The organism is Pseudoalteromonas sp. 78C3, assembly GCF_002836695.1.
Classification (GTDB): Bacteria; Pseudomonadota; Gammaproteobacteria; order Enterobacterales; family Alteromonadaceae; genus Pseudoalteromonas; species Pseudoalteromonas arctica.
Map to the genome: position 1 here is coordinate 1 of NZ_PJAV01000140.1, position 15,124 is coordinate 15,124.

The 15,124-nt window shown below is 40.4% G+C and carries 14 protein-coding genes; 6 read left to right on the plus strand and 8 right to left on the minus strand.

Features of this window, described 5'->3' with window-relative positions; translation table 11 throughout:
• Window positions 1-155 precede the first annotated feature (155 nt).
• Together CXF76_RS09040 and CXF76_RS09045 are read left to right on the plus strand one after the other, a co-directional pair.
• Window positions 156-1,163, plus strand: coding sequence for a catalase family peroxidase (locus CXF76_RS09040; RefSeq protein ID WP_101163485.1), 1,008 nt, complete (start codon window positions 156-158; stop codon window positions 1,161-1,163).
• Between the two features lie 16 nt (window positions 1,164-1,179).
• Window positions 1,180-1,719: a cytochrome b gene (locus CXF76_RS09045; protein ID WP_101163486.1), complete on the plus strand. Its 540-nt coding sequence runs from the start codon at window positions 1,180-1,182 to the stop codon at window positions 1,717-1,719.
• 79 nt (window positions 1,720-1,798) lie between these two features.
• Here CXF76_RS09045 and hisA read toward each other — a convergent pair whose 3' ends face one another.
• The 6 genes from hisA to hisG are packed head-to-tail and all read right to left on the minus strand — an operon-like array spanning window position 1,799 to window position 7,508.
• Complete coding sequence (gene hisA, locus CXF76_RS09050) at window positions 1,799-2,524, minus strand: 1-(5-phosphoribosyl)-5-[(5-phosphoribosylamino)methylideneamino]imidazole-4-carboxamide isomerase (protein WP_101163487.1); 726 nt, start codon at window positions 2,522-2,524, stop codon at window positions 1,799-1,801.
• Between the two features lie 33 nt (window positions 2,525-2,557).
• Window positions 2,558-3,148, minus strand: a complete 591-nt coding sequence (gene hisH / locus CXF76_RS09055) for an imidazole glycerol phosphate synthase subunit HisH (protein WP_002960265.1) — start codon at window positions 3,146-3,148, stop codon at window positions 2,558-2,560.
• Window positions 3,145-4,206, minus strand: a complete 1,062-nt coding sequence (hisB, locus tag CXF76_RS09060; RefSeq protein WP_007580650.1) for a bifunctional histidinol-phosphatase/imidazoleglycerol-phosphate dehydratase HisB — start codon at window positions 4,204-4,206, stop codon at window positions 3,145-3,147. The genes hisH and hisB overlap by 4 nt, the downstream gene beginning before the upstream one ends.
• Window positions 4,203-5,312 (minus strand): histidinol-phosphate transaminase, encoded by a 1,110-nt coding sequence (hisC, locus tag CXF76_RS09065; RefSeq protein ID WP_101163488.1) that lies wholly within the window; start codon window positions 5,310-5,312, stop codon window positions 4,203-4,205. The genes hisB and hisC overlap by 4 nt, the downstream gene beginning before the upstream one ends.
• Window positions 5,302-6,603 carry a histidinol dehydrogenase gene (gene hisD, locus CXF76_RS09070; protein ID WP_007580646.1) on the minus strand — a complete coding sequence of 434 codons (1,302 nt, stop codon included), beginning with the start codon at window positions 6,601-6,603 and terminating at the stop codon, window positions 5,302-5,304. The genes hisC and hisD overlap by 11 nt, the downstream gene beginning before the upstream one ends.
• A 5-nt stretch (window positions 6,604-6,608) precedes the next feature.
• Window positions 6,609-7,508, minus strand: a complete 900-nt coding sequence (hisG, locus tag CXF76_RS09075) for an ATP phosphoribosyltransferase (protein WP_007580644.1) — start codon at window positions 7,506-7,508, stop codon at window positions 6,609-6,611.
• Between the two features lie 419 nt (window positions 7,509-7,927).
• Between hisG and CXF76_RS09080 the strand changes: the two genes are divergently transcribed.
• The gene (locus CXF76_RS09080) at window positions 7,928-8,164 is read left to right on the plus strand and encodes a hypothetical protein (RefSeq protein WP_101163489.1); all 237 of its coding nucleotides are present in this window, start codon (window positions 7,928-7,930) and stop codon (window positions 8,162-8,164) included.
• A 112-nt stretch (window positions 8,165-8,276) separates the two neighbouring features.
• Here CXF76_RS09080 and CXF76_RS09085 read toward each other — a convergent pair whose 3' ends face one another.
• Complete coding sequence (locus CXF76_RS09085) at window positions 8,277-10,133, minus strand: cytochrome c/FTR1 family iron permease (RefSeq protein WP_101163510.1); 1,857 nt, start codon at window positions 10,131-10,133, stop codon at window positions 8,277-8,279.
• 283 nt (window positions 10,134-10,416) lie between these two features.
• On the minus strand, window positions 10,417-11,700 hold the full coding sequence (locus CXF76_RS09090) for a cation:proton antiporter (protein ID WP_007580638.1): 1,284 nt from the start codon (window positions 11,698-11,700) through the stop codon (window positions 10,417-10,419).
• 332 nt (window positions 11,701-12,032) lie between these two features.
• Here CXF76_RS09090 and CXF76_RS09095 point away from each other — a divergent pair, with 332 nt between their 5' ends.
• The 3 genes from CXF76_RS09095 (at window position 12,033) to CXF76_RS09105 (ending at window position 15,058) form a co-directional block, all read left to right on the plus strand.
• On the plus strand, window positions 12,033-13,949 hold the full coding sequence (locus CXF76_RS09095; RefSeq protein WP_101163490.1) for an ATP-dependent DNA helicase: 1,917 nt from the start codon (window positions 12,033-12,035) through the stop codon (window positions 13,947-13,949).
• Window positions 13,950-13,958: 9 nt separating this feature from the next.
• The gene (tsaB, locus tag CXF76_RS09100; protein WP_024591060.1) at window positions 13,959-14,660 is read left to right on the plus strand and encodes a tRNA (adenosine(37)-N6)-threonylcarbamoyltransferase complex dimerization subunit type 1 TsaB; all 702 of its coding nucleotides are present in this window, start codon (window positions 13,959-13,961) and stop codon (window positions 14,658-14,660) included.
• A gap of 68 nt (window positions 14,661-14,728) precedes the next feature.
• Entirely contained in the window at window positions 14,729-15,058 is a 330-nt protein-coding gene (locus CXF76_RS09105; protein ID WP_101163491.1) for a hypothetical protein, read from the plus strand.
• Window positions 15,059-15,124: the final 66 nt, after the last annotated feature.

The following is a 15,124-nucleotide window of genomic DNA, read 5'->3' on the forward strand; positions in this document are numbered from 1 at the left end:
AGTGTGTATAAGAGACAGGTATAACTAAATAAAAGCTATCCGATCTAAAGCATATCTCAGTAATGGTTAGCCATTAATTTAAAGACGTAATTAAAACTATGAAAAATTCCAAACATAATCATCATGAAAATAATCATACGAGGTCTAATCCTACCATGAGTAAAAAAATCACCTTAATTGCAATAATCACTTTATTTGCACTGACGATTTTATATTTTACCGGCGCTTTTAACAGCGATGCGGTTACTGCGCAGCGTTTTGTTAATTTACAACAAGGTGATCAAGCCCATGCGGGTTTTCGTCGTGCTCACGCTAAAGGTATTTGTTTAGCGGGGTCTTTTGAGTCTACCGGTGAGCTTGCTATATATTCACAAGCCAAGGTATTTGATTTAGGCGCCACTCCTTTTGTTGGCCGTTTTTCTATTGCAGGGAATAACCCAACCGCGCCTGATTTAAAAGCACCGGTGCGCAGTTTAGCGTTTTCTATAACTACCGATGATAACCAAGAATGGCGCGTGGCAATGAATACGCCTCCAGTTATGGCTGTAGCGACGCCAGATGCGTTTTTTAAACAGTTACAAGCGCTATCCCCTGATCCGGTAACCAAAAAACGCAGCCCTGAAAAAATTAAAGCCTTTTTTGCTGCGCATCCAGAAAGTGCCGCATTTAATAACTGGAAAGCCAGTTACAAACCAACCAGCAGTTTTGCCACTGAGCAATACCACAGCATTAACGCTTTTTATTTGGTTGATGAACACGGTAAAAAGCACGCCGTACGCTGGATTGCTAAACCACAATTAAATGATGAAAACATTCAACCACTTAATAATGATTCAGTCGATGCATTGCAGCTACAACTTAAAGATCAAGTAGCACAAGCCCCCGTTAAATTCGACATGCTGTTTAGCTTTGCAACCGCTGAAGATGATGAAAATAACCCAACTGTTTTATGGCCACAATCACGCAAAACAATTAACGCAGGCACATTAGTTATCTCAAGCCTTCAGGCGCAAGAAGGAGGCGTGTGTGCTGATATGAACTTTGATCCCTTGGTACTTCCTACAGGGATAGAGCCAAGCGCCGATCCTATATTACGTGCCCGTGGCGCGGCTTATGCTGAGTCATTTCGTCGTCGTGCTAAAGAAGTACTTTTAAATAATTAATAACAGGAAATATCGAATGAAAACAATTAATAAATACTCAGCGTCGAGTATGCTTATTCACTGGGCGATGGCATTAATCATACTTTCTATGTTATTTCTTGGTCTGTCGATGGTGCAAAGTTTAGCGGTTTGGCAAGTAGAGGCCATTGCGCTGCATAAGTCGTTTGGTGTTTTAGCGTTAGTGTTAGTTGCTATTAGATTAATCAATAAACTAGTCACCACCAGCCCTGCATTACCACCCAGTGTGCCTAAAGCTCAGGCATTAGCAGCGCATTTAACCCAAGTGGGTTTATATGCATCTATGATTTTAATGCCGATTTCAGGCTGGTTAATGCAAAGCGCTGATGGCCGCCATGTGAGCTTTTTTGGTTTATTTACTTTGCCTAGCCTAGTAAGTAAAGATATTGAACTATATGCTTTTTTCCGTGAAGCACATGGGTTTATTGCTTATGCATTTTTATTGTTTATTTTTATGCATGTTAGTGCCGCGCTTTACCATGGTTTAATAAAGCAAGATGGCGTATTAGGCTCTATGTTGCCGGGTAAGCATAAATAAACTGATTGTTTTATACAAAAAAGGCACAGATGCGCTCGCACCTGTGCCTTTTTTGATTTAGCTGCTTAGACCTATCTGTTTAGCTTAATTTAAGCGCCTCTTCTACGCTAAAGGCACCATCTAATAAAGATTTACCCAAAATTACGCCGCCCACACCAAGTTCGTTTAGCTTTTTAATATCATCCAACGAACTCACACCACCTGAGGCTTGTACTTTAATATCAGCGTTGTGCTTTACTAGGTCTTCGTATAGTTCAAATGAAGGGCCTGTCATGGTGCCGTCTTTACTGATGTCCGTGCATAAAAAATCAATAATGCCCAGCTCAACATAAAAATCAATAAGTTCAAATAGCCCAAACTCAGATTCATTTAACCAACCATGGGTTGCAGGCGCCCAACCGGACTCTGTTTTATTAACATCAAGGGCAATTACAAAGTGCTCAGCGCCAAACTTTTCAATCCAAGCTTTAACCTGTTCACGCTTTTCAACTGCCATAGAACCAATAACCACTTGGTTTGCACCGGCTTTTAGCCAATCGCTCACGTCTTGCTCTGAGCGAATACCGCCGCCCACTTGGTACGGTACGTTAAGTGCTTTGGTTGCAGCTTGAATATGTTTCCACTGCTTTTTACTTGGATCGCGTGCACCTTCTAAATCAACAAGGTGTAGTTTACCTGCGCCGCTGTCGGCGTATTCTTTTAAACGCGCGCCAAGTTCGAAAGGGTAAAACTGTGCTGTGTCGTATTTACCTTGGTACAAGCGCACAATTTGATTTTGTAATACGTCTAATGCTGGAATAATCACAAATAATCTCTTTTTTGTTAGTTAATGGGCAGCTTATAACTGCCAATCAACAAAATTTTGTAATAAACGTGCGCCAACTTTTGCGCTGCGCTCTGGGTGAAATTGCATGCCCGCGTAATTGTCTTTAGCAACAATGGCTGAAAAGGTTTGACCATATTCGCCGCTCACTAGTGTGGCGTCGTTTACGGTGTGCGCAAAGCTGTGAACAAAATACACTTGCTCATCGAGCGTCAGCCCTTTAGTTAATGCATGCTCTTTATTAACGCTTAAGTTATTCCAACCCATATGCGGCGACGTTAAATTGCCTACATCAAGCGCTTTTACTTGCCCTGGTATTTTACCTAGGCACTGTACGTTACCTTCTTCGGTGCTTTCGCACAGTAACTGCATACCTAAACAAATACCCATAAGCGGGCGCTGGTATTCATTTATAGCTTGTTGCCAGCCGTTATCGACTAGGCGTTTCATGGCAACCGACGCGTGACCTACACCTGGCAATATAGCGCGCTCAAAACCCGCTAATTGCTCTGGTGATGTAATTACTGTTGGCGTTTGCCCTAAGCGTTCAAACGCAAAACGTACTGAATTTATATTGGCACAACCGGTATTAATTATGGCAATCATAAACATCCCTTAGAGCTGGCTGTTTGTTGGGTCGTGTCTTGTGCTACTGCCATACGAAGTGCACGTGAAAACGCTTTAAATAAGCCTTCTACTTGGTGATGGCAGTTCCCGTCGCTTACCGATAAAATAAGGCTAATAGCGGCGTTATCACTTAAGCTTTTGAAAAAGTGCTCAACCATTTGTACGTCTAAATCACCGGCTTTTTCGCGGCTAAAGTTAGCGTTTAATACAAACGATGCACGACCCGATAAATCAATTTGTGCTTCAGCTTTACACTCATCCATAGGAAGAGCAAAACCATAGCGTGCAATTTGCGATTTAGTACCTAGGGCTTGTTTAAGTGCAACACCAAGAGCAATACCAATGTCTTCAACCAGGTGGTGCTCGTCTATGTGTAAATCGCCTTTGGCTTTAATGTTTAAACCAATGTTTGCGTGCGTGCGAATTTGATCAAGCATGTGATCAAAAAAGCCAAGTCCGGTGTCTATGCTGCCATTTTTAGTTTGATCTAGGTTTATTGCCACATCAATTTGGGTTTCTTTGGTATTGCGTGTAACACGACCTTCGCGGTTTGCAGTGGTCAATTTAGTTACTATCGCACTCCAATCGCCGTCGTATAAAATACCTTCACAACATAAGTTTTGAGCAAGGCCAATATCAGTTTCACGGTCGCCAATAACAAAAGAGCGCGCTAAGTCTACTTTGCCTGAGCGCATAAGCTCGGTAAGTAAGCCTGTTTTAGGTTTACGGCAATCGCAGTTTTGCTCGTTAAAGTGAGGGCAAATTAATACTTCGTCAAAGCTAATGCCTTGGCTTTGCATTATGTCCATCATTTTGTCTTGTGCAATATCAAAGTCAGCAGTCGGGAAGCTATCTGTGCCCAAACCATCTTGGTTAGATACCATAACTAAACGGTAACCTGCAGCTTGTAATTGTAATAACGCAGGGATAACGCCAGGTAAAAATGCTAGCTTTTCAAGGCTATCTACCTGTTTGTCGGTAATTGGCTCTTCAATGATAGTGCCGTCGCGGTCGATAAATAAATAGGGGTTACTCATGATACTTCGTTTCCTGCTAAAGATGCTGTGGAAGCTGGCGTTTGTAAGCCATCTAACCAAATTTTTACTTGTTCAAGTTCTTGTTCACTGCCAATTGAAATTCGTAGCCAGTCGTCTTCACCGTATAGCGTAAAAGCGCGCATAACCAAACCTTGCTCAAGTGCAATTTTAAAATAGTTTTTATCGGCTAATTTTAAAGTAACAAAGTTACCTTCACCAGTGAGAATTTTTAATGCAGCAGGGGAGGCGTTTAGCCAATCTACTAATTTAGCTTTTAAGCTATTTAAAATAGTCACTTGGCGGCGCATTGATGTAATTGCATCGGGTGCAATTGCTTGCGCTGCAATACTTGCTACAACACCTGATACCGGATACGGCGCAATGACTTTACGAATTGGCGCAAGAGTTGCTGCTTGTGCAAGGGTAAAGCCTGTTCTGAGGCCTGCCAACGCAAAGGCTTTAGAAAGCGTACGCAAAACCACTACATTACTAAACTCATTAATAAGTTTAGTAGCGCTTTGCTCTGGGCAAAACTCTATATAGGCTTCATCAACAATAACCAGTGCTTTACCCATAAGCGCTGTTGTAATCGCTTTTACTTTATCAAGTGGTGTTAGGCTGCCCGTTGGATTATTTGGGTTACAAATAAATACCAGTTTTGAGCTGCCAACAGCTGCAACTATTTCGTCAGCACTGCCACTTAATAATAATTCTTGGGTAAGCGCGTTAATACCAACGTTGTGTGTATCGGCGGTTACTTTGTACATACCGTAGGTTGGTAAAAATAGCGCAATACTATCTTTAGCTGGCTCACAGTATGTGCGCACTAAAAGCTCAATGCCTTCATCTGCGCCGCGCGTCATTAATATATTTTCGCTTTCAAGCTCTGTATAAGCGGCGTACCTGTCAATAACCAGTTGCGGTTGTGGATCAGGGTAGCGATTTAAATCTTCAATACTCAGTTCAAGATTTTTAGCATAAGGGCTTTCGTTAGCATTGAGCCACGTAGTACCGGTTAGCTTTTCACTTTTTGCAGAGCTGTATGCAGCAAGGGCTGCAATATTCTTAGGTAATAAGCTAGACGCTTGTGCGCTCTCATTGCTCATTTTTAATTGCCTCTAAACGAATTGAAACCGCATTAGCGTGGGCATCAAGGCCTTCTGCATCTGCAAGTGGTAAAATAGCTTTCGAAAGCTGTGTTAAACCACTTTTGGTAATTGTTTGCACTGTGTATGTACGAAAAAAATCAAGTAAGTTTAAGCTAGAATATGTTGCACTGTAACCATAGGTTGGTAACACGTGGTTAGTACCCGATGCGTAATCGCCCGCTGATTCTGGCGTGTAGTCACCTACAAATACTGAGCCTGCGTTTTTAACCTTATCTAGGTATGGTGTTGCATCGCCTAGTTGTAAAATTAAGTGCTCTGGTCCGTATTGCGCCGATACATCAAATGCTTGCTCAATTGAATCAACTAAAATAAGTGAAGAATTAGCGAGCGCTTGCTCGGCTGTTTCTTTGCGGCTCAAATTAGCTAACTGGCGTGTAAGTGCCTGCTGAGTTTGTTCTATAATACTCTCGCTGTTACATAATAAAATAACTTGCGAGTCTGCACCGTGCTCTGCTTGTGAGAGTAAATCGGCGGCTATAAATTCTGGGTTTGCACGTTCATCTGCAATAACAAGTACTTCAGACGGACCTGCTGGCATATCAATTGCCATACCTGGAATAGTTTGCGCAACGAGCTGTTTAGCCATTGTTACAAAGCTATTTCCTGGACCAAATATTTTGTTCACTTTAGGAACCGATTCGGTGCCATAAGCCATTGCTGCAATTGCGCCTGCGCCACCACTTTCTATTAAAGTAGTAATGCCACATAACTTAGCTGCATATAAAATAGCAGGGTTAATCGCTTTATCACCTTGTACCGGTGTAGCAAGTACAACGGTTTTTGCGCCGCTTAACTGCGCTAATACACCCTGCATAATAACCGACGATGGCAGTGGAGCACTGCCACCGGGTACATAAATACCGACTGCTTCGATGGCTTGATATTTCAGTTCACATACAACGCCTGGTTGGGTCGATAATTTAATATCTTTTGGCAATTGCGCTTCGTGAAAACGTTTAACGTTTGCATAAGCAGTATCAATTGCGTATTTAAGCTCTGCACTTAGTGCTTGCTCTGATGCGTTAATTTCATCAAGCGGAACACATAAGCGAGGGTTAGATCTATTATCAAACTCTTTAGCCATGCTAAGTAAGGCTTCATCGCCTTGCTCTTTTACGTTAGCTAAAATAGTTTTGCATATAGCTTCAACCTTGGCACTGGCAGAAACTGCAGGGCGCATTAGCGCCGCTGCTTGTACTTGTGAAGATTCCTCATTCCAACGAAGCATGGCACTTACTCCATCATTTTTTCAATTGGCATAACTAAAATAGAGTTAGCGCCTAAGGCTTTTAACTGCTCCATTGTTTCCCAAAATAATGTTTCGCTGCTTACCATGTGAAGTGCTACGTATTCATCGTTACCAGCAAGGGCAAGTAGAGTAGGTTGACCAGAACCTGGTAAAATTTCACAAATTTCATCAAGTTTGTTCTTTGGTGCGTGTAGCATGATGTATTTGCTTTCTTTAGCTTGTCTAACACCACGTAGGCGCGGCATAAGCTTATTGATTAGTGCTAGTTTGTCAGCATCTTGAAGATCTTTATTTTGAATTAAACAGGCGTTTGATTCTAAAATTGTTTCGCCTTGAATTAAGCCGTTAGCTTCAAGTGTTGCGCCAGTAGATACTAAATCACAAATTGCATCAGATAAACCCGCACGCGGTGCTACTTCAACAGAACCCGTAAGCATTACTGTACTTGCGTTAATGCCTTCGCGCTTTAACCACTGAGTTAAAATTTCTGGGTAGGTAGTCGCAATACGTTTGCCTTCAAACCAGCTCTTATCGCGAGCGCCAAGCTCTTGTGGCCATGCAAGTGCAAGACGACAGTAACCAAAGTCTAGTTTTGAAAGTTTGGTTACTTCACTTGGAACACCTTGTCGTTCACGTTCTGCTTGAACTTCTACAAGTACGTTTTCGCCAACTATGCCTAAGTCACATACACCGTCCATTACTAAACCCGGAATATCGTCATCGCGCACACGTAGTACGTCAATTGGCATATTAGTTGAGTGTGCAATTAAGCGTTGTTCACGAAGGTTAAGTTTAACACCTAACTGTTTAAGCAGATCTTGACAATCTTTAGATAGGCGGCCGCCTTTTTGGATGGCGATACGTAGACGATTACTGTTGTTCATTATTCATTTTCCTTTAATTTAAAAACTAAAAACCCCGAGGGGAACCTCAGGGCGAAAATGAATCAATGTTATTTGAATCGCCAGAGGTTCCTTTTAGGAATAACCTCTCAGCGAAAGACCTGACAGGTTATTCCGGTGAATGGTGGTGATGATGTACTGTTGTCAGGTTTAAGCGCATTTTTTATCCTATGTAACTGCCCGTTGTTTTGTTAACGTGCAGTTGTTATCTGTTTAAATAAATTTCGCACTCATAAAAACATAAACAGCTATATTATGGCAAGTTTTTTTTAGCTTAATTAAAGCATATGTTATAACTGTCGATAATATTAAGATAATAAGCGCAATTTTCGCCAACAATTGGTTGTTTATCACTCAAACCAAGTGGTTAATGAATAAAATGAAAAAATAAGGAAGTACTTATGGATATTATGATCCCTTATTTAGGAAGAATAACTAGGCTAGAAGTTGAGTCAAAAAGTGCTTTTCATATTGCGGGTGTGCAAAGTGGGGCTGCCGCTGAAAAAGTTGAATTAGAGAATAAAAAAAGGCGTGAGTTACAAAAAAAGAAAAAGCTCAATATGCTTGATGATCAAAATAGTAAAAAAAAGTCTAACGTAGATGATGACGAAAACACCCATTTAGATACATGGGCTTGATAATACCAACTTTACTAAATACATAAGCAATTAACTCAAAAAGGCCCTTGCGGGCCTTTTTACTATGTATTTTGCTTATGCCAATTAGCTTAAACTCTTAAGCAGATAGGCATTACTCTTGGTTTTTGCTTTTAAATATATAAAAGCTAAATATAGCGAACACACATACTTGAGCCACAATACCTTGCCATGTTGATTTTATACCAAGCCATGCAATATCAAAGCTCATTGGTAGCGGCGTAATACCTATTATGTCGGCCTCTTGTAATGCAATAACGGCTTTGCCCATAAGTACAAACGAGAGTGCAAATAATAGGTAAGTGGTAATTGCAAAAAACTTAGCAACCGGTAATTTAATTGAGTACTTAATTAATACCCACGTAATAATAGCCAGTATTGCTACAGCTATCGCAAAACCCGAAGCAATAGATGAATATTGAGCAGGCGAGCTTTGCGTTAATAAAGACTGATAGAACAGTACGGTTTCGAATACTTCACGGTATACGGCTATAAACGAAAGCCCTGCTAAACCCCATAATGTACCCGACTCAAGACGCTTATCTATATTGTCTTTGATGTATTTTTGCCATTGCTGCGCACTGGTTTTACTGTGCATCCATACGCCAACATAAAGTAAAATTACAGCGGCAAACAATGCACCAGCACCTTCCATAACTTCGCGACTTGCACCACTTATTTCTATTAATGTTTGCGCCGCAGCCCACGTTAAGCCACCAGCAATAAGTGCGGTTACCCAACCAACATGTACATATTTAAGTGCGTCTTGGCGTTTAGTTTTAATAAGTACAGTCATAAGGGCAATAATAACGAGGAGTGCTTCTAGGCCTTCGCGTAGTAGTATAACTAAACTCGCTGAGAGGAGTGCACCATCAGTTAGTTTGGTTTCGTTTAGCATGCTATCTGCTTTAGCGAGTTGAGCTAGCGCTGCACTTACTTTTTCGCCAACGATGGCTGCATCTTTCTCGTTTTTAAATGTTTGGCGCAGGTTCATCAGTTGTACTTCGATGTTTTTACGCAGTGTTTCGTCGTAGGCATTTAAGTTGTTTTCAACAAGCTCAAAGCCATCTAGGTAAGCGCTAATTGCTAAATCACTTGCTTGTGAGTAATTGCCTTTAGCATGCGCGGCTTGTGCTGCAAGTAACTGCGTGCGAGTAACCGTTATCGGATTCTTTTTACCGGTAAATAGTTGCTCTGGATTACCACGAAGCCATTTAACGTAATGAGCTTGTGCTTCACTTTGACCTGCCGATAATTGTGCAGGGTTTAAGTTTACAATCTGCGAAGCGGTAATGTTTTGCTCTAGATTTTGTGGTTTTTGAACATCTTTAAATGCCAAGCTACCTACATAAAAAGCTAAAGACCAACGTTGTTGTTCATTAAATTGAGTAAAAGCAACCATTGGCGTGTCGTTAATACCGTTACTTACAGCGTCAAATAACCCCATTAATGAGCGGTTAGTTGCGCGTTCTTCATCGGTAAAATTGGTAGGCTCTGGTGATAAGTTTTTTGCAAGCGGGCCGTCGCCTTGACCACTTGGGCCGTGACACATTGAACAGTTAGCAGCAAAAAGCGCTTTAGTTTGCTCAACAGGAAGTAGTGATGTAGGTAACGATAGTTGCGGCATAAAGGTCAGTAGCGACTCACGAAGCGCTGAGCTTGCTGCACGTACATCGGCAACACTCGCTTTATTAGCAATCGCTGTATGCAGGGCTTTAGCTTGTGCCTTTACTGTATCAAACTCATTTGTTTGGCTTGATAGTTGCCCAGCTTGCTCAATAATGACGTGCGAAAATTCAGTCATTTCTTGATATTCGTCAGGATCAAGTATTTCACCATTTCCAACAGCTGCCACGTAATCAACACCTACATACTCTGCAAGCTGTGCAATTTGTTTTATTTTTGTTTGCTCATTAGGCGAGGCTGAAACACTAAAGCTTGCCATGACCATTATAAAAAGCATAAAAAAACATTGAAATTGTCGTTTGCTCAGAGACACCAAATTTAAAAACATGTGAGAATTATTTATGGACATCGAAAAGCCCTGTAGAGGAAAAGTCAAAATTATAATTGTTTTCATTTGCATTTCAAGCGGATTAATTTAAACAAAGCAGATAAATAAAAAGGATAACAATTTATAGAACTTTAAAGTGTTTTTGTAACACGTGAGTAACAGTAACCAAGTGATTTTTATAATAACTTGGTTACTGAATGTGTTGCAGACAAAGCATTTATTACTTGGCTTGCTCAGCTGACTTAATGCTACTTTGAATAAGCGGCGAAATAGTTAAGCCTTGTACAATAATAGAAAATATAACCACTACGTAAGTAACAATAACGATTAGGTTATGTAGGTCTGAACCGCCTACAAAAACTTGCTCGCGTGGGATTGCTGCCGCCATTGCCAGAGCAAGGCCACCACGTAGTCCACCCCAGGTCAAAATTTTAACACTGTGTTTATCGTAAGTTCTAAAGCGTTTAAAAATTACAAATGGTGCGCCTACACTTATAAAGCGTGCTAGCAGTACAACAGGTACCATTAATAACCCTAAACCAATTTCGCCAAGCGTGATTGGCATAGTGACTATTAGCATACCTATTATTAAAAACAGTAGAGCATTTAGAAAGCTGTCGGTTGCATGCCAAAAATCTTTTACGTAGCGCGTGTCTTCGGGGCCCGTGCGCTCGGTTGCTTTAGTGCGGGTAATATTACCCATTAATATGCCACTGGTTACCATGGCAAGTGCGCCAGATATTTCCCAAATATTTGCTGCAGCAAAACCTGCTGTTGGGATAGTTAAGGTAATTAATAAGCGAATATTTACATCGCGGCTATTAATAATTAAAAAGTGGCCAACTAATGCAATGACTAAACCAAACGCAATGCCCCCTATTGCATCTACAAAGAATAGCTCTGCTATGTCACCAAATTGTGCATCTGTGCCATAAAAAGCAACAGAAAATATAGTGGTAAATATAACTAAACCAATACCATCGTTAAATAGCGACTCACCTTCTACTTGAACTGAGATGCCTTCTGGCGCTCGCATTTGTTTAATAATAGCAAGTACAGCGATAGGGTCGGTTGGGCTAATAAGCGCGCCAAACAGTAAACAATAAATAAAAGGGACATCAAAACCAAAAACTGAAAATAAATAAAAGCTTAAATAACCCACAATAAATGTGGAAGCAATAGTTGAAAACAATACTAGAGCAGTAATTTCCCACCGCTGCTTACGCAGGGCAAGTAGGTTTATTTCGAGCGCACCCGCATAAAGTAAAAACCCCAACATTCCTTTAAGTAGTAACTCGTTAAAGTCAATACTGGAAACAATTTGGGTCATTGCTAATGCGTTCTGATCGCCTAATAATTTTACTGCAATAATCAGTAATAAAGAAATAACCACAGAGCCAGTAGTAATGGCAATGGTAGTTTGCATTTTGAGGATGTACTGGTTTGCAAAGGCTATAAAAATTGCAATTGCAGAGAGAAAACAAATGAGGTACCAAGCATTCATTGATTAACCTTAACTATTTTTTAAACGACACACAAAAAGGAGGATTATAAACCCGCGTATGTTACTCCTGTAATATTTGAGAGTCACAGTATTTATGCCTAAATATAGCTTTTAATACGGATTGTTTTTAGTAAGAGTTAATAGGAAATTAGGCTTTGTAAATATTGTCATTATTAAATTAAATGTACGTTATAAATACAGTGTTTGTTGTAAACTTTAGTGGTTAATCACATTATTGAAACGTGTGTTGCATCATAAAATAAAAGTCGATTTTGTAATTACTTGCCCTAAATGCTTTGCTTACGTAAAATCCCGCTATTATTTATTTTAAAGTGATTGGTATTATCAAACAGCTGTTTAGTGCAACCGGGCCTTTGGCGTCATCGTTAGATGGATATACACCTCGCCAACCACAAATTGATATGGCAGTAGCTGTTGCAGATGCATTAAAAAACAGTTCGCAATTAGTTGTTGAAGCAGGCACGGGTACTGGTAAAACATTTGCATATTTAGCCCCTGCACTTAAATCAAAAGGCCGAACGATAATATCGACTGGTTCTAAAGCCTTACAAGAACAGTTATATCACCGCGATTTACCTCAATTAGTGAAAGCGCTTGGTGCTTCTAAAAAAACCGCCTTATTAAAAGGGCGTGCCAATTACTTATGTACCTACCGACTTAATCAGCATGTTGCGCATGTGCCTACTGACGACTCCGACGTAATGCATCAACTAGCGATGGTGGCTAAGTTTGCCAGTGAAACGCAATCAGGCGATTTGGCCGATTGTATTGGTATAGAAGATGACGCGAAAGTACTGCCTTATGTAAATTCAACAGCCGATAATTGCTTAGGTAAAGAGTGTCCAGATTTTCAAAGCTGTTATATACGCAAAGCACGTTTAACTGCGGCCGATGCCGACGTAGTTGTGATTAATCACCATTTATTTTTTGCCGACATGGCCGTAAAAGAAAGTGGCTTTGCTGAGCTTATGCCAAAAGCCGATGCGTATATATTTGATGAAGCCCACCAGTTAAGCGAAATTGCCAGTGATTATTTTGGTGAGAGTATTAGTACTAAAAAGCTGGTGGATTTAATTAATGATTTACGTGCTATTTATAGAGCCGAAATTCCCGATATGCTGCAGCTAGGTAAAAGCTTAAATAAGCTTGAAACAAGCGTTGCTGATTTACGATTACAGTTTGGTGTTGATGGCAGTAGAGGCGATTGGCGAGAAAAGCTAAGTGATAAACAAATATGCGCGGCACTTCATCGTGTGATCAGTGATTTAGATTTTGTTTATCAAGTACTTAAACTTTGCCTAGATAGAAGCGACAAAATTGAGCATCCATTTGAACGTGCACTTGCGTTTAAAGGACAGTTAGAGCGGGTTTTTGATACAGCCCAAACCGGCTTTAGTTATTGGTATGAAACAACGCGCCGTTATTTAACAATTAATATAACGCCATTAAATGTATCAGCTAAGTTTGCTCAAATGATGCAAGACACGGGCGCAGGCTTTGTATTTACTTCAGCAACACTTTCGGTCGACAACAAACTAGAGCACTTTAATGCAAGCCTTGGTTTAAAACCAAAGCAAAGCATGATGGTAGATAGCCCATTTGATTACCCTAATCAGGCGTTGCTGTGTTTACCGCGTTACTTACCTGAATCGCACGCTGATAATATGCCGCATGCGATTGTAAAATTAACACTTGAGCTTATAAAGTCAGCGCAAGGGCGTTGTTTTGTGTTATTTACGAGCTATCGAATGATGCACTTAGTTGCCGAAGGGCTCACCACACAAATAGACTACCCAGTTTATATGCAAGGGCAAATGTCTAAGCGTATTATTTTAGAGAAATTTACCCGCCATGGTAATGCGGTATTACTCGGCACGGCTTCTTTTTGGGAAGGTGTTGATGTACGCGGCAGTACACTAAGCTGTGTTATTATAGACAAATTGCCATTTGCAGCCCCTGACGATCCATTGCTTCAAGCTAAAATGCAAGATTGCCAAATGCAGGGAAAAGACCCTTTTTCACACATACAATTACCGCAGGCTGTTATTGCGCTAAAACAAGGTGTAGGGCGTTTAATTCGAGATAGTAAAGACAAAGGCGTACTTGTAATATGCGATAATCGCTTAGTTACACGCCAATATGGCCAAGTATTTTTAAAAAGCTTACCGCCGATGCGCCGCACGCGAAGCTTAGAAGATGCCAATACATTTTTAAAACAAATTAATTAGAGTAATAAAATGATCAAAAGTAATATTCTTGCCCTTGATGCTTCAACTGAAGCACTTTCAATTGTTTTACATTTTCAGGGCCAAACATTTCATCATTTTGAAGAATGTCCGCAGCAACATAGCCAAAAAATACTTCCACTTGTGGATGAGCTATTAACTAAAGCAAACTGTAAATTAAAAGACTTAGATGTCATTGGTTTTGGGCAAGGCCCGGGCAGTTTTACTGGTGTGCGTATTAGTGTAGCAATAGCACAAGGTTTAGCGTATTCAACTAATTTGCCGCTTGTAGGTGTGTCTACTTTGGCTATTATGGCGCAACAAGCATTTGAACAAAACGGTAGTCTTAGTGTTTATCCAAGCATAGATGCACGCATGGGTGAGATATACTTTGCACATTACCAAGCGCAAAATAATCTAATGCTTTTAGTTAACCAAGAATGCGTTATAAAACCTGATTTACTAAACAATGATTATATAGCGACCAGTGAGCCATCTGTAGCGGTAGGCACGGGCTTTAAAACCTATCCTGATGCGCTTAATGACTTTGAAAACGTGACAATTAATACTGATATTACATTGCCTGATGCGCGTTATATGTTAGCGCATGTTGAAGCCGCGTTTTTAGCGGGTGACGTTGTAAAAGCGAGTGACGCTCAACCTAAATATGTGCGCGATACGGTAACGTGGAAAAAGCTACCAGGACGTGAGTAATCATATTATTTGCAAATTGGTTGTTTTTAAATCATAATTTTATGCAATATTAAGGTTGGAGATGCGTAATGACGCTGCCTATTGGTTCAGGTTTTTTTACCGGAGATATTCCGGGTAGGGTTAGCCCTACTAAAGTTGTTACTAATAAACCACAGAGTTTATTAGACCAGCCGGCTGCTGAAAAAACGAATACCGATTATGTAAAAAGCAGTGTCGAGGGCGTCGAACTGGCTAATCAACTGTTTAAAAGCAGTGCTAAAAGCAATGAATACAGCCAAACAATTTACGACCAACCGACAGCTCAAGTAAGTAAAGCGATTTCTACTTATACTGAATTTGCCAATTTAGAACGCAGAGCCGAAGTACAAAATTTAATAGGCGTTGATATATACGCTTAAAGCTCATTCAAACGTTTTAGATAAATACAGCGATAAAATTCAATAAAAAGCCCGAACATGTGTTCG